Origin of the sequence: Methylobacterium sp. BTF04 (assembly GCF_010692745.1) — a bacterium.
Classification (GTDB): domain Bacteria; phylum Pseudomonadota; class Alphaproteobacteria; order Rhizobiales; family Beijerinckiaceae; genus Methylobacterium.
In genome coordinates, this window is the sequence record NZ_JAAHTB010000047.1 from 1 (window position 1) to 22,931 (window position 22,931).

18 protein-coding genes and 2 pseudogenes are annotated in these 22,931 nt (G+C 67.0%); 9 read left to right on the forward strand and 11 right to left on the reverse strand.

Going from position 1 to position 22,931, the window contains the following annotated elements; translation table 11 throughout:
* Nucleotides 1-57 precede the first annotated feature (57 nt).
* On the forward strand, nucleotides 58-624 hold the full coding sequence (locus G3T14_RS19975; protein ID WP_281409833.1) for a TonB-dependent receptor: 567 nt from the start codon (nucleotides 58-60) through the stop codon (nucleotides 622-624).
* A 597-nt stretch (nucleotides 625-1,221) separates the two neighbouring features.
* Here the strand turns inward: G3T14_RS19975 and G3T14_RS19980 are convergent.
* On the reverse strand, nucleotides 1,222-2,430 hold the full coding sequence (locus G3T14_RS19980) for an IS91 family transposase (protein WP_163644297.1): 1,209 nt from the start codon (nucleotides 2,428-2,430) through the stop codon (nucleotides 1,222-1,224).
* A gap of 4 nt (nucleotides 2,431-2,434) precedes the next feature.
* Nucleotides 2,435-3,343, reverse strand: coding sequence for a tyrosine-type recombinase/integrase (locus G3T14_RS19985; protein WP_163644298.1), 909 nt, complete (start codon nucleotides 3,341-3,343; stop codon nucleotides 2,435-2,437).
* Nucleotides 3,344-3,788: 445 nt separating this feature from the next.
* Between G3T14_RS19985 and G3T14_RS19990 the strand changes: the two genes are divergently transcribed.
* From G3T14_RS19990 to G3T14_RS20000, 3 genes are read left to right on the forward strand one after another with little or no spacing between them, the layout of a single operon-like run.
* Nucleotides 3,789-4,976 (forward strand): ABC transporter substrate-binding protein, encoded by a 1,188-nt coding sequence (locus G3T14_RS19990; RefSeq protein WP_163644299.1) that lies wholly within the window; start codon nucleotides 3,789-3,791, stop codon nucleotides 4,974-4,976.
* 10 nt (nucleotides 4,977-4,986) lie between these two features.
* Nucleotides 4,987-5,856 (forward strand): branched-chain amino acid ABC transporter permease, encoded by an 870-nt coding sequence (locus G3T14_RS19995; RefSeq protein ID WP_163644300.1) that lies wholly within the window; start codon nucleotides 4,987-4,989, stop codon nucleotides 5,854-5,856.
* Nucleotides 5,857-5,860: 4 nt separating this feature from the next.
* Nucleotides 5,861-8,350, forward strand: coding sequence for a branched-chain amino acid ABC transporter ATP-binding protein/permease (locus G3T14_RS20000; protein ID WP_163644301.1), 2,490 nt, complete (start codon nucleotides 5,861-5,863; stop codon nucleotides 8,348-8,350).
* A 62-nt stretch (nucleotides 8,351-8,412) separates the two neighbouring features.
* Here G3T14_RS20000 and G3T14_RS20005 read toward each other — a convergent pair whose 3' ends face one another.
* Nucleotides 8,413-8,862, reverse strand: a complete 450-nt coding sequence (locus G3T14_RS20005) for an Rrf2 family transcriptional regulator (RefSeq protein WP_163644302.1) — start codon at nucleotides 8,860-8,862, stop codon at nucleotides 8,413-8,415.
* Nucleotides 8,863-8,949: 87 nt separating this feature from the next.
* Here G3T14_RS20005 and G3T14_RS20010 point away from each other — a divergent pair, with 87 nt between their 5' ends.
* A complete protein-coding gene (locus G3T14_RS20010; protein WP_163644303.1) occupies nucleotides 8,950-9,729 on the forward strand; it encodes a class I SAM-dependent methyltransferase in 780 nt (259 codons plus the stop codon).
* Nucleotides 9,730-10,034: 305 nt separating this feature from the next.
* On the opposite strand, the gene G3T14_RS20015 is transcribed toward G3T14_RS20010, so the two are convergent.
* Together G3T14_RS20015 and G3T14_RS20020 are read right to left on the reverse strand one after the other, a co-directional pair.
* Complete coding sequence (locus G3T14_RS20015; RefSeq protein ID WP_163644304.1) at nucleotides 10,035-13,286, reverse strand: autotransporter domain-containing protein; 3,252 nt, start codon at nucleotides 13,284-13,286, stop codon at nucleotides 10,035-10,037.
* Nucleotides 13,287-14,377: 1,091 nt separating this feature from the next.
* On the reverse strand, nucleotides 14,378-15,088 hold the full coding sequence (locus tag G3T14_RS20020) for a L,D-transpeptidase (RefSeq protein ID WP_163644305.1): 711 nt from the start codon (nucleotides 15,086-15,088) through the stop codon (nucleotides 14,378-14,380).
* A gap of 416 nt (nucleotides 15,089-15,504) precedes the next feature.
* On the opposite strand from G3T14_RS20020, the pseudogene G3T14_RS20025 reads away from it, so the two are divergent.
* Nucleotides 15,505-16,011 (forward strand): annotated as a pseudogene (locus tag G3T14_RS20025) (transposase); the annotation flags it as partial.
* A 340-nt stretch (nucleotides 16,012-16,351) separates the two neighbouring features.
* The gene (locus G3T14_RS20030; RefSeq protein WP_163644306.1) at nucleotides 16,352-17,098 is read left to right on the forward strand and encodes a nucleotidyltransferase domain-containing protein; all 747 of its coding nucleotides are present in this window, start codon (nucleotides 16,352-16,354) and stop codon (nucleotides 17,096-17,098) included.
* A gap of 352 nt (nucleotides 17,099-17,450) precedes the next feature.
* On the opposite strand, the gene umuD is transcribed toward G3T14_RS20030, so the two are convergent.
* Nucleotides 17,451-17,879, reverse strand: coding sequence for a translesion error-prone DNA polymerase V autoproteolytic subunit (gene umuD, locus G3T14_RS20035; RefSeq protein ID WP_163644307.1), 429 nt, complete (start codon nucleotides 17,877-17,879; stop codon nucleotides 17,451-17,453).
* A 379-nt stretch (nucleotides 17,880-18,258) separates the two neighbouring features.
* Between umuD and G3T14_RS20040 the strand changes: the two genes are divergently transcribed.
* On the forward strand, nucleotides 18,259-19,386 hold the full coding sequence (locus tag G3T14_RS20040) for a metallophosphoesterase (RefSeq protein ID WP_163644308.1): 1,128 nt from the start codon (nucleotides 18,259-18,261) through the stop codon (nucleotides 19,384-19,386).
* A 288-nt stretch (nucleotides 19,387-19,674) separates the two neighbouring features.
* On the opposite strand, the pseudogene G3T14_RS25125 reads toward G3T14_RS20040, so the two are convergent.
* A pseudogene (locus tag G3T14_RS25125) lies at nucleotides 19,675-19,827 on the reverse strand (efflux transporter periplasmic adaptor subunit); the annotation flags it as partial.
* Nucleotides 19,828-19,991: 164 nt separating this feature from the next.
* Between G3T14_RS25125 and G3T14_RS20045 the strand changes: the two are divergent.
* On the forward strand, nucleotides 19,992-20,618 hold the full coding sequence (locus G3T14_RS20045; protein ID WP_163644309.1) for a methyltransferase domain-containing protein: 627 nt from the start codon (nucleotides 19,992-19,994) through the stop codon (nucleotides 20,616-20,618).
* Here G3T14_RS20045 and G3T14_RS20050 read toward each other — a convergent pair.
* The 4 genes from G3T14_RS20050 to G3T14_RS20065 form a co-directional block, all read right to left on the reverse strand.
* On the reverse strand, nucleotides 20,589-21,014 hold the full coding sequence (locus G3T14_RS20050) for a low temperature requirement protein A (RefSeq protein WP_348645310.1): 426 nt from the start codon (nucleotides 21,012-21,014) through the stop codon (nucleotides 20,589-20,591). The genes G3T14_RS20045 and G3T14_RS20050 overlap by 30 nt on opposite strands.
* Before the next feature lie 34 nt (nucleotides 21,015-21,048).
* Nucleotides 21,049-21,684: an NAD(P)H-binding protein gene (locus G3T14_RS20055; protein ID WP_163644310.1), complete on the reverse strand. Its 636-nt coding sequence runs from the start codon at nucleotides 21,682-21,684 to the stop codon at nucleotides 21,049-21,051.
* 168 nt (nucleotides 21,685-21,852) lie between these two features.
* A complete protein-coding gene (locus G3T14_RS20060; RefSeq protein ID WP_163644311.1) occupies nucleotides 21,853-22,248 on the reverse strand; it encodes a DUF4149 domain-containing protein in 396 nt (131 codons plus the stop codon).
* A gap of 131 nt (nucleotides 22,249-22,379) precedes the next feature.
* Entirely contained in the window at nucleotides 22,380-22,658 is a 279-nt protein-coding gene (locus G3T14_RS20065; protein ID WP_163644312.1) for a hypothetical protein, read from the reverse strand.
* Nucleotides 22,659-22,931: the final 273 nt, after the last annotated feature.

A 22,931-nucleotide genomic window follows, 5' to 3' on the forward strand; every position in this document is an offset into this window, starting at 1 on the left:
CCCTCACGTCGGGGATAGCTTAGCCTCCTGTCCAGATTTCCAGCACCACCTCACCTGCTGTTCACCGGAACGGTCTTCGACCTGAAGCAGCAGAACGTGCTGACGCCCGATGCGTTGGACTTCCGCTTCAACACCCAGGCCGGCGAAGCCCGGGTTCGCGGGCTGGAACTCGAGGCCAAGGCGAGCCTGACCGACAGCCTCGACATCGTCGCCTCCTATGCGGCCATGAACAGCCGCTTCACCAAGGCGAACGCCAACGCCGCAGGGGTCGGCATCGTCGGGAACGAACTGCCCTTCGTGCCACGCCAGCAAGCCTCCGCGTGGCTCGATTATACGATCCGAACCGGCGACTGGGCGGGCCTCGGCCTGGGCGCGGGGGTGCGCTACATCGGCGTTTCGGTCGGCGACAACGCCAACCTCTACCGGACTCCCGTGGTCACGCTCGTCGACGCGGCCCTGCGATACGATTTCGGGTATCGCTATCCCACGCTCAAGGGTGTCGATCTCGCACTCAACGCGACGAACCTCTTCGACAAGACCTACGTCACGACGTGCATTGCCGCCACCGGATGCTTCTACGGGAACAGGCAGACGATTCTCGCGACACTGCGATATCGTTGGTGACGGCCAAGGAACATCGGCGTCGAAGGGCTCGGACAGATGGGTCGGCCAGCATCGTGGGCGACCCGCTTCAGAACGGATGATCCGGCGATCGAGGATGCCCCGACCGGTTCGGCTGTGATCCCTGCGGGTCGGCGACGACCCCGTCGCGCATCGCCGCATCGACGGTGTTCGACTGTCTCGGCTCCCGTCGATCGCGATGTTTCACACGAGGTCTGTGCACGGTCGGGACAGGACAAACGCTGTCATTCAACGTCTGCTTTGACAGTAATCCCCCCGGAAGCGGTTGGTCAGAAAATCCTGAAGAGTTTCGGGCGCCGTCAGGCGTACGAAAGTCGTGGAAGAACGAACCCGCGGGATGGCGGGCGCGGAGTTATGGGGATTTTGGCAGACTGTCGTCCCCATCGAGGGACGGAAGGCGCGTGATGACCAGCGCCTGGGTGCCTGAGCGCTCCCGGATTGCTCGGTCTCCGGCGTTTGGCGGAGCGCGACAGGGTCGGGCGACAGCGTTTGTGAAGACCATTCTGGCGTTCGGCACGCGGAGAGGCGTGCCCCGAGGTGCGCCTCCTCGGATGTGTGGTGGTGCCAGGCCATGCCGGGTCATGGCGTACACGCCCGGTTGGGCGCGGGGCTGAACGGCGGCCCGCGCGGCTGGTACCAGCCTGCGAAGGAGCCGACGGTTCTCATGGGACCGCCGCAGCGGGGGCAAGGCGGTCGAACGTCGGTCGCAGCGTCTCGGGTGTCCGGTTCAGGGTCGGTGGATCGCGGCGGGGCCGGTGTGCCGAGGATCGTGCGGATGTGGGCCAGAGCGTCCTTCCGGTTCGAGCCGGCGAGAAAGCCGTAGTGCCGAATGCGGTGGAAGCCGCGCGGCAGGACATGGAGGAGGAAGCGCCGGATGAACTCCGTGGCGGACAGGGTCATGACCCGCGCCTGCCCGGCTTCGGCGCGCCGATAGTCCTTGACGCGGAAGCTGACGTTTTTCCCGTCGAAGGCGAGGATGCGCCGGCTGGAGATGGCGACGCGGTGGGTGTAGCGCGACAGATAAGCGAGCACGGCCTTCGGTCCGGCGAAGGGCGGCTTGGCGTAGACGACCCAGCGCTTCCTGCGCACCGGGGCGAGCGCGCGGACGAAGGCTTTGGCGTCGGAGAGTGGGGCCAGGGTGCCGAAGAAGGCGAGCGTCCCGGCCTCGTGGAGGGCAGCGAGCCCTTCGAGGAACAGGCGGCGGAACAGCATGCCCAGCACCCGCACCGGCAGGAGGAAGGCAGGGCGCGACGCGACCCATCGGGTCCCGTCCGGCGAGAGGCCGCCGCCGGGCACGATCATGTGGAGATGGGGATGGTGGGTCATGGCCGAGCCCCAGGTGTGGAGCACGGCGGTGAGGCCGATGCGGGCACCGAGGTGCTTCGGGTCGGCGGCGATCCGCGTCATGGTCGCGCTCGCTGCCCGGAACAGCAGGTCGTAGACGGCGGCCTTGTTCTGGAAGGCGATGGTGGCGATCTCGGCGGGGAGGGTGAAGACGACGTGGAAGTAGCCGACCGGGAGAAGGTCGGCCTCGCGCTCGGCGAGCCAGTCGCGCGCCGCCGCGCCCTGACAGCGTGGGCAGTGCCGGTTGCGGCAGGAGTTGTAGGCGACGCGCAGGTGGTCGCACGCGTCGCAGCCCTCGACATGCCCGCCGAGGCTGGCCGTACGGCACTGCTCGACCGCCGCCATCACCTTGAGCGCGGCCAGGTTCAGGTGCCCGGCCCCATCGGCGCGATAGGCGGGACCGGCGGCGCGGAAGACGTCGGCCAGCTCGATCGCGGCGCGCATCGCCTCAACCCGGTGCCGGGCCGTCCATGTGGAACAGGGCGAGCTTGTCGAGCGGGCTCGTCACGGCCCGCACCGTCCGCGTGGCGACCTTGGCGTAGAGCGCCGTCGTGTCGAGCCGGGCGTGTCCCAGCAGGACCTGGATGACGCGGATATCGACGCCGTCCTCCAAGAGGTGGGTGGCGAAGGAGTGGCGCAGGGTATGGGGACCGACACGCTTGGGAATCTCAGCCGACCAGGCCGCCTCCACCACGATGCGGTGAAGCTGGCGCGTGCTGATCGGCCGTGCCCAGTCCTGTCCGGGAAACAGCCAGCCCTCGCGATGCAGGACGCCCTGCCGGTGTCCCTCGGTCCACCAGCGCCGCAGGAGACCCAAGAGATCGGCGGACAGCATCGCGTTGCGGTCGCGGCCGCCTTTGCCGCGCTCGACCCGCAGGAGCATGCGCGTCGAGTCGACATCGCCGACCTTGAGCGCCGCGACCTCGGCCACCCGCAGTCCCGCGCCGTAGGCCACCGACAGGGCCGCCAGATGCTTGAGGCAGACCGTGGCGCCGAGCAGCCGGCGCACCTCGTCGGCGCTCAGGACGTCGGGCAGCGGGCGCGGATGGTTGAGGCGGACCAGCCTGCGAGCGAGGTCGGGCCGCTCGATCGTATGGACGAAGAAGAACCGCAGGGCCGAGACGATGGCATTCATCGTCGGCACCCCGAGGCCGACCTCCTGCTGCGCGATCTGGAAACGGCGCAGGTCGTCGACGGTCGCCGTGTCGGGCGAGCGCCGCAGGAACGTCGCCAGACGCCCGACATCGCGGATGTAGTTGCGCTGCGTCTCACGGGAGAACCGACGCAGGGTCATGTCGTCGGTCAGGCGCTGACGCAGCGAGCCGACGGCAGCGGCGGGAACGGCAAGGATGGTCATGGGATGGCTCCACTCGGATGAAGGGAGCCACGATCGTCCGCCCAGGCCGGGCGACGCTCAATCAGTGCAGGGCGCTCGTCTCAATCCGAAAACCTCGAAGCTGCCACCCATCCCGCGCGAGCGGGTTCGTTCAATCACCCAAACCGATCGTACTCTCGATTTGACCAAGTAGCCCGGACTCGGACCTTTCCAGCGCCGGCTCACTGTCGAAAACTGTCACTCGAACGCCCAAGCCGACCGCGCTCAACCCGCGATCTGACGATCGCCATCCCCACCACCAACCCGGCGACCCCTCCGTCAAAGTGTATGCAATAAGTGTATGCACTTTGACCAAGTTTGAGGCATCGGGTGTGCATGAGCTCGAATTGATCGAGGCTTTCCAGTGCCTTGGCGGATGGCACGGCGGTTGCGGTGATCCGGGACATTCCGCCGGAGACCTCCCGCCATGCGCAGCCGCACCAGCCCGCCCCTGACCCGTCGTGTGGCCTTCGGCGCGGCCTTGCTGCTGGGCGTTTCCAGCGTGTCCCTCGCCCGGGCCGCGGAGCCGATCCGCATCGGCCTCGTTACCGCACTCAGCGGGCAATCCGCGAAATCCGGCGAGGCGATCTCGCGCGGCATCGGCCTGGCCATCGACGAGATCAACGCGGCCGGCGGCGTCCTCGGCCAGCCCCTCGAACTCGTGTCGCGGGACGACGAGGCCAATCCGTCGAAGGGCGTGCTCGCGGCGCGCGAGCTGATCCAGCGCGTGGGCGTCGTCGCCCTGGTGGGCGGGCTCGACACGCCCGTCTCCATGGCGGTGGTGCCGATCGCCAACCAGATGAAGGTGCCGTTCCTCGGCCCCTGGGCCGCCGGCACCGGCATCACCCGTAACGGCGCGGCGGACAACTACGCCTTCCGCGTCTCGGCGGTGGATGCCCTCGTCGACGAGGCCCTGGTCGCCTACGCGGTCAAGACCCACGGAGCCAAGAAGCCCGGCATGATCCTCGTCAACAACGCCTGGGGCGAGTCGAACCAGCAGGGTCTCGTCGCGGCCCTCAAGGCGGCCGATCTGCCGAGCGCCGGCATCGAGAAGTACGAGGCCGCCGACGTCGACATGGTACCCCAGCTCACCCGCCTGAAGGAGGCCGGCGCCGACACCCTGTTTCTGGTGGGCAATGTCGGACCTTCGGCCCAGGTGGTGAAATCGCTCGACCGCATGGGCTGGACCGTGCCCGTGGTCTCGCATTGGGGCCCGGCCGGCGGGCGCTTCGACGAACTCGCCGGCCCGAATGCCGGTAAGGTCCACTTCATCCAGACCTTCACCTTCGCGGGCAACACCTCGCCGAAGGCCCTGGCCGTTCTCGACGCCCTGAAGAAGAAGTATCCGGCGATCAAGTCCATGGCCGACGTGACCCCGGCGGTCGGGATCGCCAACGCCTACGATGCGACCCACCTGCTCGCGCTCGCCATCACGGCGGCCAAGTCCACCAAGGGGCCGGAGGTGCGCGACGGCTTCTACAAGATCGCGACCTATCCGGGCCTGATCAAGACCTACGACACGCCCTTCGCCCCCGGCCGGCACGACGCCCTCGGCCCGAAGGACTACGTCTTCACCCGCTTCCAGAACGGCGAGATCGTCGCCGTGACGAACTGAAGCCCGCCGGATGCTGACCAGCACCCTCGTCACGGGCCTCGGCCTCGGCTCCATGTACGGGCTGATCGCGCTCGGCTTCCACATCACCTACGCGGTGTCGGGCACGGTCAACTTCGCGCAGGGCTCGGTGGTGACGCTGGGCGCCGTCCTCGGCTACTGGCTCGGGGTCACCCTCGGCTGGCCGATGCCGCTCGCGGTCGTGGCCGCGCTCGCCGGCTGCGCCCTCTTCGGCGTGGTGGTGGAGCGCCTGCTGGTGTGGCCGTTCGTCGAGCGTGGCTCGGATGCGTGGCTGCTGGCCACCGTGGCCGGGGGCATCATCCTCGACAACACGATGCAGTTCACCTTCGGCAAGGAGCCGCGGAGCCTGCCCTCGGTGCTGGCCGTGTCGCCGGTGCAGGTCTTCGGCACCGGGATCTACCCGCTCCAGCTCGTGATCCCGGTGATCGGCGTGGCGGTCGCCCTCGCCATCCGCATGGTGTTCCGTCGCACCGATCTCGGGCGGGTGCTCCTGGCCGTCGCCCAGAACGCGGATGCGGCCCGCCTCATGGGCATCGACGTGCGTCGGACCGTGGCCTGCGCCTTCGCCCTGTCGGCGGTGCTCGCGGGCGTGGCCGGCCTCCTCATCGCGCCCCTGTTCTCGGTCTCGGCCGAGATGGGCGCCCTGTTCGGGATCAAGGCCTTCGCGGTGGCGATCCTCGGCGGCATCGGCTCGGCCACCGGGGTGGTGGTGGCGGGACTGCTCTACGGGCTTCTGGAGGCCGGGGTCACGGCGACGCTCGGCTCGGCCTACACCCAGCTCATCGTGTTTTCGGTGATCATCCTGGCGCTGGCGCTCAGGCCGGACGGCCTGTTCGGCCGCCGTGCCGTCAACAAGGTCTGACGGCATGCGCCCTCTGAACGGAGCGCCGGCGATGCCCCTCGCCATCGCGGCCCTCACCGCGATCGGCCTCGGTCTCGTCGCCGGCTCCAGCGGCTACGGCAACTTCGTGATCGCGCTGGTGGCCCTCACCACGGTTGCGGGGGTGGGCCTCAACGTGCTGCTCGGCCTGACCGGACTGATCTCGTTCGGCCATGCCGGCTTCTACGCCATCGGCGCCTATGCGAGCGCGATCCTCACCGGCGCGGGCGTCGATTTCTGGCTGGCCCTTCCGGCGGCGGCCGGGCTCTCGGCCCTCGTCGGCATCGTGCTGGCGGTGCCGGCCATGCGGGTGAAGGGGCCGTACCTCGCCATGGTCACCATCGCGTTCGGCTTCATCGTCGAGCACGCCCTGATCGAAGGCGGATCCCTCACCGGCGGCCAGAACGGCCTCGTGGTGACCGGCGGCCCGGCCCTGTTCGGCGTGCCCTTCGCCGAGCGCGAACTCGCGATCCTGGCCGTGCTCGGGGCCGGGGCCGCCCTCTACGGTTTCCACCGCCTTGCGCTCAGCCGCCTCGGCCGGGCCATGCGCGCCGTGCGCGACGCCGACGTGGCGGCGGCCTCCCTCGGCTTCGATCCCGTGCGGGTGAAGACCCTGGCATTCGCCATCTCGGCGGCCCTGACGGGTCTTGCCGGGGCCGTGCTTCCGCCCCTGATGCTGTTCATCGCGCCGAGCTCGTTCCCGTTCTCGCAGTCGATCCTGTTCGTCCTCGCCGTGGTCGTCGGCGGGGCCGGCACCGTCCTCGGCCCGCTGTTCGGCGCCCTCGTCACCGTGCTCCTGCCCGAGCTCCTGTCGGGCCTGGCCGAGTACCGGCTGCTGTTCTTCGGCCTCGCCACCCTCGTGGTGCTCTGGCTCGTCCCGGCCGGCCTCGTCGGCAGTCTCGCGCGCCTTGTTCCCCGTCGAACGGAGACTTGGCCCCGTCGCACCGAGGGCCACGCGACGGGGGAGGCCGACCTAGCCGGCTTTCTCGGCGACCGGCCGGGCGAGCCGCTGGTGGTGGAGGCCATCGGCATCCAGTTCGGCGGCATCCGCGCGGCCGAGGACGTTTCGTTCACGGCGAAGCCCGGCGCCGTCACCAGCGTCATCGGCCCGAACGGGGCCGGCAAGACCACGGTGCTCAACATGGTCTCGGGCTTCTACCGCCCGAGTTCCGGCGCGATCCGTCTCGGCACACGGGACCTGACCGGTGCCCCGGCGCAGACCATCGCCCGGGCCGGCCTCGCCCGCACCTACCAGACCACGCGGCTGTTCGGCTCGCTCGGCGTCCTCGACAACGTGGTTCTGGCCTTCGCCCCCGGCCAGCTCTGGAGGCGGGCCGGCCGCGACGATCGAGCCAAGGCCGCCGCCCTCCTGGCCTTCACCGGATACACCGGCGCCCTCGACCGGCGGGCCGACGAACTTCCCCATGTCGACCGGCGCCTGGTCGAGATCGCGCGGGCGCTCGCCGGACGGCCCCGGGTGCTCCTCCTCGACGAGCCGGCCGCCGGCCTCACCCGCGCCGATACCGACCGCCTCGGGGGTCTTCTGCGCCGGATCGCGGCCTGCGGCGTCGCCGTCGTTCTCGTCGAGCACGACATGCCCCTGGTGATGGGCGTCTCCGACCACATCCTCGTCATGGATGCCGGCCGCCCCATCGCCAGCGGTGCCCCGGCCGCCGTCCGGCACGATCCGGCGGTGGTTCGCGCCTATCTCGGGGCCGCCGACACGCCGGCCCGGCCGCGCGAAACTCCGTGGTCCGGGCCCGCCGACGCGGTGCTCTCCGCCCACGGCCTCACCGCCGGCTACGGCGCCGCCCCGGTGCTCGAGGGCGTCTCCCTGGAGGTCCGCCCCGGCGAGACCGTGGCGCTCCTAGGGGCCAACGGCGCCGGCAAATCCACCGCCATGCGGGCGCTCGCCGGTCTGCTGCGTCCGGTGCAGGGCGGGATCGTGCTGGAAGACCGGGCCGTGGCCGCTTTGCCGGCGCACCGGATCGCCCGCCTCGGCCTCGCCCTGGTGCCGGAGGGCCGGCAAGTGTTTCCGGAACTCACCGTCGTCGAGAACATCCGGCTCGGGGCCCATGGCCGCCGCGCGGCCATCGATCCCGCCGAGATCGAAGCGCTCCTGACCCGCTTCCCCCGCCTGCGCGACCGCGCGACGAGCCGGGCCGGGCTCCTGTCCGGGGGCGAGCAGCAGATGCTCGCCATCGCCCGGGGGATGATGGCCCGCCCGCGCATCCTCCTCCTCGACGAGCCGTCGCTGGGCCTCGCACCCGCCATGATCAATGCCCTCTACGCCGTGGTCGCAGACTTGCGCGATCGCGGCACCACCATCCTGATCGTCGACCAGATGGCGGCCCTCGCGCTGACGGTGGCCGACCGGGGCTACGTGCTGGAGCAGGGTCGTGTCGTCACCGAGGGTTCAGCCGCCGAACTGGCCGCGGACAAGGATCTGGAAGCGGCCTATCTCGGCGCGGCGTAAGACCGGGTCCGGATTGCCCGCTGTCCACGCAATCCGGTGGGTCGATCGGGTCTTGCGCGCGCTTAAACGCCGGCGCTTGCTTCCCGGGCTTCAGTACAGCGCGCATCGAAGCTTCGGGCCAGCGCGGCGAGACTGACGATCCCCAGCCGAGCGATCAGCAGCGCCTCGGCCTCCCGCAGCGCGTCTTCCACCGCCGCGTTGACGACTTTCTCGACGGCACACCCTGGGTTCACGTGTTCGTTGCCGATCGCGAACAGGCGTGGGCCACCGACCGCGCGGTGAACATCGAGCAGCGAGACGGTTTCCAAGTCTGCGGCGATCGTCCAGCCGCCGCCATGGCCCTTCTCGGAGCGCACGTAACCGGCATCGCGCAGCCCCGCCATCGTGCGACGGACCACCACCGGATTGGTGCCGAGCATCCGCGCGATCGCTTCGGAGGTCATCGGACCATCGTGCCGCGCCATGTGGAGCAGCACGTGCAGCATTCGTGAGAGGCGGCTGTCGATACGCACGCCCCGACCTTTCGCATGCGAGCCCCAGTTGGCAAAGGCGCCCTATCACGATACTTCTCATGTTGCGTGATAAGGGAAGCGTCGAGAATGCGAGAATTCGAAAACCCGGATCGGTGGGACACCGTCGCCCGGCATTACGAGCAGACTGCCCATCCTTTCACGGCGCGCTACGCGGAGGCGGCGCTCGCGCGCGTCGCGCTCACGTCCCGCAGCCGCGTTCTCGACGTCGCGGCCGGTGCCGGTGCTCTCGCCCGCGCGGCAGCGCGAACCGGCGCGCAGGTGGTCGCCACCGATTTCTCGCCCGGGATGGTGGCCCGCATCGCGGCGGCGGGGCTTGCGAACATCGACGCTCGGGTGATGGACGGCCAGGCACTCACCCTGCCCGATGCCAGCTTCGATGCGGTCTTTTCCATCTTCGGCGTCATCATGTTCCCCGACTGGCGCAAGGGATTGGCCGAGATGGCACGGGTGACCTGCATCGGCGGCTACGGTGTGGTTGCGACCTGGAGGGACGAAGGCGCGGCGACCTTCCTGCTGCTTGGTCGGATACGCCGTACGCTGTTCCCCGATCGCCAGAGTGTGACGATGCCCGAGGGCGTGAAAGCGCTCAGCGAACCGCAGGATTTCGCGCGTGAACTCGTCACGGCAGGATATCGGGATCCGCAGATCGAGCCGGTCGTCCACGATTATCAACTCACCGTCGAGGCACTCGCCGACCCGGATTCCGTGTTCGGCATGTCGCCGGATTGGACCAGCCTGACTGACGCGGATAAGGCGGCGGTGGTGGCCGAGGCGCGACGGATGGCTGGGGATCGACCGACGTTGGCAATTCCCTCGACCGCCCTGGTCGCGGTGGCCCAACGCTGAGGAATAGCGTCGCTAGATGGATCAGCCTCACGCGCACGACGCGGTGAGGACGAAGTCCGGGCTCGGATGAAACCGTCGCGGGACAGGGGATGGAGGTCCGCCCAGTGGGTCGATTCGCGACCTCGCACCGAGCCCGGCGGCATCAGGCCGGTGGAGCGTCATGCGCCGGCGGTCCTCGTCCGGCCATTTGAAACGGGCGGCTCATCGCCGCCCGCTCACTCAACCATCGCCATGCAATCGGCGATGCACCACCATCGAAACCCGGTCACCGCATCGGGCAGGCCGATCAGGTGACCGGAAGACGTTCAGAACCGGTAGGTGAAGTTGCCCTTGACCGCGTGGTCCTGCGCCCTTTCGCCGATTTGGCCGGTGTAAGCGACGCCCAGCGTGGCATTCCGTGCCACGAGGACGTCGAGACCCGCCTCGGCGACCAAAGCGTTGCGATCGATCGGGAGCCCCGCCGAGAGGAAGCTCGGGCCGGTGCCGAAGGCCAGAAGCGCCTTCGGCACGACATCGCCGTAGGCCCGGCGGTACCCGACGAGGCCGTGGACCGAGACCGGGACGCCGAAGCCCAGATCGAGGCTCGTCTGCGCCCGCACGCCCACCGTCGAGGTGCCGATATCGTAGTCCCGCGCCAGACCGGTGAGCGCGGCGATCCCGCCGGTTTCGGTGAAGCGGTCGTGCCCGATGCTGACATAGGCCGCCCCGACGAAGGGCTCGATGTAGGACAGCGAGGTGGCGGTGAGCGGTGCATTGCCCTTGGTGATCAGGGCCGGCGCCGCGGCACCGAATGCGAATCGGTAGCCGAGTTCGCCAAAGCCCTGGACGGTCGAGCCACCGGTGCGCGCGGATTCACTCTCGGTGACGCCGGCAAAGCTCACGGCCCGGCGCAAGCGGGTCGCGTTATCGGCATAGACAGCGCCGAGGCGCAGCGAAACCGGGCCGACCTCGTAGCCGCCGTAGACGCCCCCGAACCCGCTCTCGATCGTGCCCGATTGCAGGCCGCCGCTCGTGTCGAGCTGAGTGATCGTGTAGCCGCCGGCGACGCCGAAGCGGAACCCGGTCTCGAGCCGGGCATCGGCACCGAGCACGAAGCCGCTGGTCTGACGCGACAGGCTGGCTGCGTTCCCGTTCGAGCGGGCTTGCCCGAAGCTGCCGAAACCCTGGCCCCAGACTCCGAACACCCGTGGGTCCATCACCCGCATCGGAACCTCGACGATGGGGGCCGCCCGACCCGGCAGATCGGCCGTGTAGGTCGCCGGCAGGCTGCCGTAGCTGGTGCCCTCGAAAGCGCCCGGCGTCGTGCCCCAGCGCATCCGATCGAGGATCGCCTCGCGCACGAAGAACGCGGTCTCGAACTCGGCCCCGACCGACGAGGCATGGATATCCCCCGACAGTGCCTGGAAGGCACCCTGCGCCTCGGGGGTCGTCAGCCCCACCGTCCGGGCATAGACGCCGCTGCCTGCCCCGCCGGCCTGGATCGCATCGGCCAAGGCGGCTTGGTTGCGGGTCTGCGCAATCGTCGAGAACGCGATGTCATTGCGGGTCAAGGTGAGGTCGACCTCGCTCGGCTGGTAGCGCAGCGTCGGGGTCAGGAACGCGAAGTTCGCTGTCACGCCGGCGAACTGGCCGGTGACGCCACCGGTGGCGTTCAGGATCGCGTACTGGGTGCGCGGGTCATAATTGCCCGCCGCCGCCAGCACCTGAACGGTGCCGCCGTTCAGCGTTGCGCTGCCCGAGGCCGCGATCCTGTCGGACTGCCCGGCCGCATTGGCCTCGACCTGGTAGGTCGATCCCGGAGCGAACGCCACATTGCCAGCCACGGTCAACGTGCCGATCGAGTTGCCTGGCGCCACGGTGCCTCCGCCCAGCGCGGCGATGCCGCCCACGGTCCCGTTGCCGCCGAGGAGGCCGCCCGACCCCACCGTGACCAGGCCGGTGATCGTGCCGTTGGCGTAGAGAGCGCCGGTATCGCCGATGGTGACGTCGGTGGTGACCCGATCGGCCGTGTCGAGCCGCAGCGTGCCGATGACGTTCTGGAAGTAGCCGGCGGCCGAATAGAGATCGATACGCGACCAGTAGCTCAACGCCGTGCCGTAGAAGGCCGCGAGTGCATTGGTCTCGGTGTTGACGAGGATCTGGTTGATCGTGCTGGTCTGAAGGCTGCCGTAGAGGCCGCCATTCGGAGCGATGGTCGCCGCTGCGGCGGTGCTGCCGCCAAAGACGGTGGCGAGAAGGATGGACGCATCCGGACCGCCGACGGCCGCGGCTTCACGCGGCGCCTGCGCGAAGGTGAGGATCGGCAGATTGTAGGTCAGGCGCTGCTGGTACAGGGCCTGGTTGGCCGCGGACGGAACGTAGGGATCGTTCGCGGTGTTGGCGGCGCTGGTCGCACAGGTGGCGACGGCGGCGCCGCACTGCGCCGACAGGTAGCCCGATAGCTCGGCTCGGGCCTGCGTGAACAGGCTCGGCAGGTTGATCGCAGCGCCGACGCCCGTGGCCGACCCGCCGGTGGTGGCCGCGTTGTTCATGTAGAGCGGGTTGGTAAAGGCCTGGGCCAGGTCATAGGCGGCGAAAGCGCGGCTCGCGATGATGTCCAGCGGGTAATGCACGCCGAGCACGATACGGCTGTTGCCGTACTCGGCGCCCCGCGCCAGCATGCTCTGGAACAGCGACGGCGTCAGCATCCCGAGCAGGATCGAATCGGTGAAGCCGTAATTGGTGTGGCCGCTCGGGAAGGACGGGTTCGTCGCCAGACCGCTCAACGCGGTCGGATCGAACACGTTGATACGGTTCGCAACCGCCTGCACGGGGCGCGAGCTCCCGTAGACGTCCTGGCCGGGCTGGGTGTTCGACACGCCGGCCGCCAGATCGAGGACGCTGTTGGTGGTGTTGGGCAGGCCGTTGAACGTCGGCAGGGTGTAGCCGGCCGGCGCGACGGCCGGGACAGCGACGTAGCCGACAGGCGTCGTCGACGGGTTGGTCGCCGCGCCATTGGCGAAGTAGTTCTTCGCGACACCAAGGTCCGAACTCGTGAAGGTGTAGGCCCGGTTCAACAGGTCGAAGGTCTTGGCGAGCGGGCCGGTGGTCGCGGTACTGGCCCTGATCCCGGTCTGATAATTGGCGCCGAGGACGACACCATAGCCGCCCACCGCCTGGATCGGATTGATCGTCCCCCGTGCACCACCCGCCACGTTCTGGACCGCCTGCAACGGCAACCCGCCGGCGAGGTTGTCGCCGGGGCCGAGCGCGACCACCGAGCCGTCGGCCCGGGTGATCGAGCCGAGGAACGGGGTGTTTCCCGGCAGCGCCTTGTCGCTGATCGCCAGCGCGCGCTGCGCCGGGGTCGATCCGTTATTGGTGGCGACCGCCTGATCCAGGTTGCCTTGCAGCGTCGCACGCCCGACGGCCGTGGCGTTCAACTGCAGGAACGGCGACAGCAGGTTGAGAACGTTGACGTTGGACGGCACCGTATTCACGGTCTGCCCCAGGGCCGCCGTCGATCCGTACATCGCGGCCATGATGGCGGCGATCGAGACACTTTGCTTCAGGTCCATGGCTCAGCCCTCCCGCCGTTACCAACGGCTGTCGGTGAGGTCCTAGCGAAGTCCGCGCTGAAGTTTATGTTATAATCCCGTCACACTACATCCACTCAGCGCATGTGATCTTACAGTAACACTCAAGTAATATAGGCGGCAAAACAAACAGGATCGAACGTCGTCATGTTTCCGGTGGCCTGCCCCATGCAAAGTGGTCCTCCCCGAGATATGGCTCTGAGCCATGTGGAGGATGTTGTCATGGGACGGAAGACGCATCCCGCCGAAGAGATCGTTGCCAAGCTCCGGCATGTGGACGTGCGCGCATCCGTCCCGGTCGACGAGGATCGGACGCTATGGCCCCGCCATTGGACATCAAGGCGTTGTAAGGTGAAGCTGCAGGACTTTGTGCAGTGACGCGCAGGCTCTTCACTTTATTTACAAATATAATGGCCTCTATTCGCGGTGTTTTTCTTATGCACCGATGATGCGCGCCACTGAATTCTGATTGACCGGTCTTCACGGACGGGCGAAGCGAGTGAGGCGCCCGCTTTTTGAAGCGGGGCTTCGCCGGGTTCGGCGGATTGGGGTGCGACGCAGGCTGCTCAACGCCTCCCCGGAACTGAGTCTCAGGGGCGCATTCGCTCTCTATCCTGGCGTCGTCCGGCTCGCCGTCTGCTTCAATTCGCACGGGACAAGATTTCGAACCTTGGCGTAGGCGCCGCGGCGACGGGCGATGGAGCCTCCTCGGCTCAACATCTTTCGGAACGTTTCTCAACGACGCCGGTTTGTTGGGTTAGTTCAAGGAGAACACGTTATGCTGACTGGCGGACTATTGTGGCTTATCGGGATTCCGATCCCGGTCATCATCCTGGTGTGGTTCTTCTTCCTGCGTGGGCGATAGCACAGCGGGTCCTTTCCCAGGCGCAGGCGATACGCGCAACTGGTCGATGAGGCCCGCCTGCGCCGCGAGCTAGACGAACTGGGCGTAGCGCAACCGTAGGGCATCTCGCATCGAAGCGAAGCTGAGCGCCATAGGGCATGCGTTAAGGGAGAATCGCTCCCGAGCAGGAAATTGGCTTCCTCCGCCCAAGCAATCCTGCGGCTTTTACTTAGGCGGGCAGGATGACCACCTTCGTTTTGACGGGTGTTCGCGAATACAAGTGGATCATGTCCTGGCTCAGCAGGCCGACACAGCCACTCGTGATGCCGGTGCCGATCGTGTCCGGCTCGCTGCTGGCGTAGATCGTGTAGAGCGTATAGGCGCCGTTCTGGTAGAGGTGCAGGGTACGGGCGCCGAGCGGGTTGTCGAGGCCGCCGGGCATGCCACGGGCGTATTTAGCGGCCTCGGGCTGACGCCGGATCATTTCCTTGGGCGGGGTCCAGGTCGCCCATTCGGACTTGCGACCGACATAGGCGTCACCGCTCCACAAGAATCCATCGCGGCCGACATTGGCGCCGTAACGGGTGGCGGCCCCATCGCCTTCAACACGGTAGACGTAGAAGTTGCCGGGATCGACGATGATCGTGCCAGGCGCTTCCTTGGTCTCGTAACGGACTGTCCGGCGATAATATTTCGGATCGACTTTGCTGATATCGGTTGCCGGGATCGGGAATTTCTCGTCCGGCATCGGCCCGTAGACCTTCGCCGCCTCGGCGAGGATCAGGCCGTCGGACGTCGCGCAACCGGCGAGCCCCAATGCGCTCAATCCAGCGGCCGAGCCGGCCAGGAACGACCGGCGGTCGAGCATCCGCGTCCGGCGCCCGAGCGGAGCGATCGCGTCGCTCGCGCCGACATCGGCCTTCGCACCATCCATGATCATGATACCGGACTTCCCATGCCCTGCTGCCCGAAGAGCGAACCCTCCGATCGTGCGTACTGCCAAGCTGAGAGTGGCAAGGCCCAGCGCGACTGGCAAGCTCGGCTTTTGCGTCGAGACTATGGCGAAAGTCTCTCGGCGTCCGAGATCGGGCAGCGAAAGCTGCTTATGCGTGCCAAGGGTGGGGATGATTGCTTGAGGGGTGCGCACCGAAGCGCGCCCGAAGCACACGGCTATGCCTAGGCTCCCTCGATCTCCGACGACGTCGCGTCGCAGATCATCACCAGAGCCTAGGCGACTGGTCCTTGACGCGTGAGAGCACTACCGCCGGCTGAGTTCTGGTCGCCTGCGTCGAGCCGCGACTCGACAATCTGCGGAAGTGCATCGGGCCGGACGTCGACTTCATCGACGACTGAAACATCCTCGACGTACTGTTGCAGGCGCACGCGGCGATGCTGCTCTCGCTCGACCGACTCAACCGCATGGTGCTGGAGATCGCCCGCGAGCATGCGGTCTGCCGGAGGCCGATGACGGTGCCGGGCGTCGGAGCCGTGGTCGGCCTGACGTTCATCGCTGCCATCGAGGACCCGGCCCGATTCGCCAAGTCGCGCTCGGTCGGCGCGATCCTCGGCTTGGTGCCGCGCAAACACCGGTCTGGGGAGGTGGACCGCAACGGGCGTAGCACCAAGACCGGCGAGACCGAGGCGCGGGCGGCGCTATTCGAGGCAGCACACGTCATGCTGCACCGGGTGAAGAAATGGTCCGGGCTGAAGGCGTGGGCAACAAAGGTGGCGCAGCGCCAGGGTAACAAGCGCGCAACGGTTGCACTGGCGCGCAAGATGGCGGTGGTGATGCACCGGATTTGGGTGGACGGCACCACGTTCCGCTTCAGCGCGCTCAAGGCTCCGGCGGCCGCCGCCGCGTAGGCATTTTACGGTTCATAGAGATCGGGGCTGGGCGCGCCTGGCCTCGTTGGGTCGTCCTCACGGGGACGGGCGAGAGATGAAGCCGGAATGACGGGTGTGCTGGCCGCCGGGCCAAGTCCGCTGTCGCATATAGGCTCGCCTCTCATCGGAACGCGATCATGTGGCGGCCCGCGAGCCGACCACGGACAGAAGCCAAGAGCCCCGTGGGTACGAGATCAGAGTGTGCAGTGGCTCAACCGCCAAGCGCGCGCCCAGCGCGACCGGGGAATATCAGCTCTCGACCCCCTGCGGCCGCTCCAGGGATATTGTCGCCTGCTCGAAAGCGGACATAAACCAGGGCATGAGCGTTCCCCTGCGCCCCTCGCCTTCTGAAGCCCTGACGATTGCTGGAGCCATAGTACGCGAGCGATATCCGGGCGCCTGCTTCGCCTTTGTCGCCGGGTCGATCATGCGAGGCGAGGGCACGAACCTGTCCGACATCGATCTCGTCATCGTCTTCGACGCACTGGAGGCCGCGCGCCGCGAGTCCTTCACCTTCAAAGGCGTACCGGTGGAAGCCTTCATTCACGATCCCGGTACGCTGGCTTGGTTCATCAACGATGACGCAGCGCGGGGCCGTCCCTCGATCCTCAACATGATCGCTGAAGGTCATGCCATCGGTAGAGCCCTTGATCGGGCCGAAACGCTCCGAGAATCCGTCTCAATAAGGTTGAGAGCTGGCCCACCGGCGTTGACGCAGGCCGAGCTGGATGTGTTTCGGTACGAGATCACGGATGCAGTGGACGATCTGCGAGGGGAACGGAACGTGCCCGAGCGTCAGGCCATCGGCATCATGCTCTATCCCAAGATGGCCGAGCTGGCGTTACGGGGCCGAGGCCAGTGGAGCGGCGTAGGAAAGTGGGTGCCGCGGCTGCTAGCGAAGAATAACCAAGCACTCGGGGATCGCTTCGATACCGCGTTTCGAGCGCTTTTCGAGGCCGGTCAGCCGGATCCCGTGATCGCTTTGGCGGAGAGCGAATTGGCCCCGCACGGCGGCCGATTGTTTGACGGGGATCGCCGAACCGCGCCTGCAAACTGGCGTGCTTGAAGGCTTTAGCAGGCGATGGACCGGTCCTGATGTAGTGCACCGCAGACCATCCGCCTCGGAAGCGACTTTGCCAAGGCGCCAGGACAGCCATCCGACTGTCCACGATGATGGCAATGAACCTGCGTCCGCTTGCGTAAGTCATTTCTTCCGACGCGGCCTGACGATTTTCCACCCTGTTCGTACTTTTAAAAAAGTGCAGGAGCACGGCGCCCCTTGACGGTGGAGGCCCGATTACAGAACCCGTCGTTGCTCGACAGTACGATCACCGGCAGCTTGGCCAGGCGGGCGTCGAACACGCGCTCGCACGAGCAATAGAAGGAATTGCCGTCCGAGCGGGCGTAGGCCCGGGCGCTCATTCGCAGCGGCGCTTTGCGCAGACCGAACCGGAGACGACGCCCCAGACCTCGATGACGGCGTCGGGGGAGAGCTGGAACTCGGGGACGCGCGGGTTGGCGAAGTACAGCGAGATCCGGGGCCCCTGACGCTTCCAGACCTTGAAGGAGCGCTCCCCGTCGATGTCCACCACGACGATGTCGCCGGTGCGCGGGGTGAGCGACCGGTCGACGACCGCGAGGTCGCCATCGAACAGGCGGGTGAGGATCATGCTGTCGCCGGCGACCCGGACCAGGAAGGTGGCCGGGCGATTGACGATGAGCAGGCGCTGGAGGTCGATCTCCTCCTCGATAAAATCGTCTGCCGGGCTCGGGAAGCCAGCCCGGACGGCCTTGGCGAGAAGGGAGATCGGCATGGGAAAGCCGATGGTGACAGCGGTGACCTGCATGCTGCTCCTCCGCGAATCTTGGAACAAAAGAAGAGCACGTTCCTACGGTTTCGTACCGCGGCCACGCTTGGTCGGCGAGGCACATTTTGGTTGGCGCGCGCTTGTCGGGGCGGGTGCACGTTCCGCCGTCGATCCGTGGTGGCGAATGGAAACCGGCGCGGATTCTCGACTTCGACGCGGTAGCGATAGCGGATAGCGCAACCTGCTATGGCTACCGGCTCGGTAGGAATCCGGCAACCACGATGGCTTGCGTGCTCGGGAGCACTTGGCGGTGCCCTAGGGGTGGATCGACCCGCCCGCGCGAAGGCGACGGATGATAGGGCCTCTTTCAATCCAGAGGTCGGCTCGGCCGCGGACCCGCCAACACCAAGACGACAGCATGTTCCACCTGATTTTCGGTCTGCCCAGCCTTTACGTCATCACCCGGGTGCTGTGGCCGCTGCCGTGGCCGTTCGCACTGAAGGCGGCCATCGCGGTCCTTCTGTTGATCGCCTCGCAGTACCACCTGTGGAGCCGCCTCTCGTCCGGCTCCGTCTTCGCGCCCGAGTTCCCGCGGGTGCTGGTGGTACTGTTCAACTGGGCCTTTGGGGCGATTTTCCTCGTGGCGGCGATGCAGTTGGCACTCGACGTCGCAGCGTTGGGGTCCAGACTCGTGCCGGGTGGCAACTGGGCGATCCCCGCCGGGTGGCGATACGCCGAGGCAGTGCTGGCGATGATCCTGTCGGCGGTGGCGGTGCAGCAGGCCGTGCGGGTGCCACCGCTCAAGGACGTCACCGTCGAGATCGAGGACCTCCCGGCCGGCTTCGACGGCTACACCCTTCTTCAGCTGACGGACCTGCACCTCAGCCGCCTTTTTCCGGCGGGGTGGGCGCGGGAGGTGGTGGCCCGATCCAACGCACTCGGCGTCGACCTGATCGTGGTCACCGGCGACTTGATCGACGGGTCCCTCGACGCCCGTCGTGCCGACGTCGAACCGCTGCGCGCTCTCCAAGCTCCCGACGGGGTCTGGGCGATCCCCGGCAACCATGAGTATTTCTTCGAATACGCGGCTTGGATGCGCCACTATGCCGGCCTCGGCATGGGCGTTCTCGAAAACCGGCACACGGTCCTGCGCCGCGGTGCCGATGCCCTGGTGCTGGCCGGCGTGACCGACCTGTCGGCCTCGCAGTCGGGCCAGCCGCCCCACAACCTCGGCGCGGCCCTGGCCGGTGCACCGTCGGGCGCTCCCATCGTCCTGCTGGATCACCAGCCGAGGAAAGCGGGCAATGCGGCCGCGAAGGGCGTGGCCCTCCAGCTTTCCGGGCATACCCACGGCGGGATGATCTGGGGCCTCGACCGGCTGGTTGCGCGGGGGAACAACGGCTTCGTCTCTGGTGCCTACGCGGTCGGCGGCATGACGCTCTACGTCAACAATGGCACGGGGCTGTGGCCGGGCTTCGCTCTCAGGCTGGGGCCGTCGTCCGAGCTGACGCGCATCACGCTACGGGCCAAGCCCCGACCTCGGTAGACCCGCACGACGGCCTTGCGCTCGTCGGACCCCCACGCCGATCTCGCCGACGATGAAGTGTGGCACGTCGGCCCGGAAGATCAGCCGATTGCGCCACGAGGACGGTTCGGAAGGAATTTCGTAGCGGCGGCCACGGAACCGGGCGTCGGGACGACGGGTCGGGCGAAGGTCCATGCGATGCCATGTGGCGGATACGCATTTCCCGGGAGTTCGACAGGACCGGCCGGCCACCGAGGACGGCTTGTTCCAGAACCCGAGCAGCCCGAAGGTCCGTGTCTCATCGGGCTCGTCGATGGAGACAGTCCCCGTTCGCCCCGAGACCAGCCTCGTCCGGTCCGGGACCTCATCCAGGTTGATACGGACACGGATGCGCTGTGTGAGGCGAACCCAAGCGAGAGTCGGGTTGACGTCGGCCAGCAGGTTTGCGCCCGCGGTCCGCTCAGTCGCTCCATAAAGCCGTCATGCTTGGTCCGGGGCTACGATTTCGTGGGCATGCCCTGCTGAGGGAGAGACATTCGCCCTCTTCGACAGGGTAGTCGATTAGGTCGCGGTCTCATCGTTGATCCCCCGTGCGTTGAGCGGTGAGATCGATGAGGGGGATCGCGATGACCAGCCTACCCGAACTACCACCCGAGGCTTTCGCCAAGCAGGACCGAACGCCGGACGCTCTGTTCTACGCCCAGCCCCGCTTCGTGACGCACATCGATGATGCGGCGATCGAGGCCGTGACGCAGCTCTACCGCGAAGTGCTGCCGCCCGGCGGGCGCATCGTCGACCTGATGTCGAGTTGGGTCAGCCATCTGCCTCAGGAAGTCGCCTACGGCGCCGTCATCGGCCATGGCCTGAACACCCGTGAACTCGCCGCCAATCCTCGCCTGACGGAGTCCTTCGTCCAGGACCTGAACAGCGACCCGGCCCTCCCGGTCGAGACCGCGAGTATCGATGCCGTCCTGCTATGCGTAGGGGTGCAGTATCTGCAGGATCCCGTCGCCGTCCTGCGTGAGGTCGCCCGGGTGCTCGTGCCGGGAGCGCCCGTGATCATCACCTTCTCAAATCGCTGCTTTCCAACCAAGGCGGTTGCAATCTGGCAAGCGGTCGGCGGCGATGACCAAGCACGACTCATCGAACTTTACCTTCGGCATGCCGCGTTCACGAACATCGAGACCCATGTCGTTCTGCCGGATGGCGGCGCCGGTGATCCGCTACGCTCGGTGATCGGCCGTACATCGTAGGACAGGCAAGGGGCATGAGGATCGTGGCTGCCGAATAAGCCATTCGGCATCGGATATGCCAGCACGTCGGGAAACAATTCTACGAACGTCCTTCTCACAGGAATGGGGCATGCGTCCGTCCGGATAAGCGATGACGAGGCCGTTGCCGATCGCCGTCGCGATGATGCCCGCGACGATCACCGCGTGGACGTAATGGAAGTACGCACCCAGCAGGCCCGGATCGGTCGAGGGCGTGATGGTCGCACTGCCGTCCTTGCCGCTGGTGCCGTAGATCCACGACATGGCGAGGCTACCGAAGAAGGTGGGCAGGAACGCGCTGAGTACGGGCGCATCCCAGACCTCGACCTCGGCGCGGCGCGCAACGCATACCGCGTAACGGCATCCGCTACGGGTCACGAATTTCGAGATGCGTGAGTCCGGCCCAGGTCGATCAGCCGATCAGGACGACAGCCTTTCGCACGTAGGTCGGCTGGTCGACCTGTCCGACGATGAAGTGGGCGACGTCAGCGCGCGAGATCAGGCCGTTCCGCCACGACGAGGGCTCGGCGAGAACCTTGTAGCGGCCGGTCGCCGATCCGGGCGTGAGAACCCCTGGCCGAACGAACGTCCAGTCGAGACCGCTCTTGCGGATGCGGATCTCCTGCGCATCCTTGTCGTCGTAGGCGCGACCGAAGACGAGCCGGAACGGGACGCGCTGAAGCAGGCCGATAGAATCCCGGCTGTCACCCGTGCCGAAGCCGGTGACGGTTAGGAGGCGTTTGACCCCGGCCTTCTCCATGGCCGGCACCAGCACGTTGGTCGCGTCCGAGAACAGCGTCACCGGGCCGAGCAGGTCCTTGAGCGGCACCCCGAGCGCTTGGACGACGACGTCGACCCCATCGAGGGCGGCGGCGACATCTCCAGCCTTCAGCGCGTCGCCCGTGAAACGCTCCAGGCCCGCGCCGGACAGGGTCATGGCCATGGCTGAACGGGCGAAGGCACGGACGCGGTGTCCTGCCGCGAGGGACGCTTTCACGGTCTCCAGGCCGATGCCCTTGCTGGCGCCGATGACGAGGACGTGGGCCATGGTCGTTTCCTGTACGGCGGGTTGCGCGACAAGACCCGATCAACCGCGGACGCGCCATGCGGTCGCTTGACCGGCCGCTCTTCGGTTCGACGACCATGCGGTCCTGGAAGCCCGAGATCTCGTCGGCATGCCCCCGGGCGTTGCGGAAGTCCCGCTGATCGAACGCGGCTAGGCGGAAAGTCTCAGGATCACTGCGGAAGACCCGACGATGTGAGCCAGGGTCACTAGGACTGACCCGGTATGAAGGATGCCGAAGCGAGCGCGATTGCCCATGTCGGTCGCCCCATTGATGGCCGGCATGAGTATCTGGCGCGCGAGGAGTGCCGTGACGGCGATAAGTCCCAGTATGAGTGCCGATGCCATATCGATGGTGGCTGTCAGCGCCGCGCCGCCGAGGGCGCACGCTATGACGAAGAGGTAGAAATGCGGGAAGGCGCGGCGCAGGAGGGGGCCTGCCGCGTCGGCGGGCAGCGCGCTGAACAGAAACGACGCAAAGCCGAACGAGTACAGGACCATCCCGCCGAACAGGAGGGCCGTCACCAGGATAGCCACTTGCGAGAGCATCGTTCCAAACCTCTATAACTTCAGCTCGCCCTCATGGGCGGCATCCAGTTCGCTCGGCCGCGACAGCCGTCCCCTTCTTCGTCGTGAAGCGCTTCTCTGATTCAGGAGCGAGGCAAGGGAACGGCCGGCGCTCAGATCGAGTCTTCCGGTGTCTGCTTCGTGCAGGCCATGAACACATCGCTGATCGCCAAGTCGGCATGGGCATTCATACCCGCAGCGTCATTGAGGCAGGACAGCACATCCTTGCGCGGAGCACTTCCTTCGCTGGATTTCTCAAGCTGCTGCAGCAGTCGGTCACGGTCCGCGCCCGTTGCGGCACTCCAGTCCCGCAGGGTGTCCTGCGGTTGCAAGGCCAAGGCTGGCGTCGCAATCGATGCCAGTATCAAAATCAGTAAAGAGCGAACCGGCATCTTGGATATTCCCCAATCGAGGTGGTCCTGAAATAGTCAGCGGCAGCTTGATTATGTCGCTTCAAAGGGCCTAGCGAACGAGCACAACGGCAGCAATCCAAGTCGGCAATCGTGTTTTCCGCTAGCACCCACTGGTAGAAAGGCGTGACTTGCCAAGGACCTCCCTGGGCAGGAAACGACGTTCCAAGTTGCACCAACGCTATCTGTGAAGCCGAACTGCCTGACCATCTATCAGTTTCTATGTTTTCCAGAGCGGGGGCAGCGGGAGGAGAC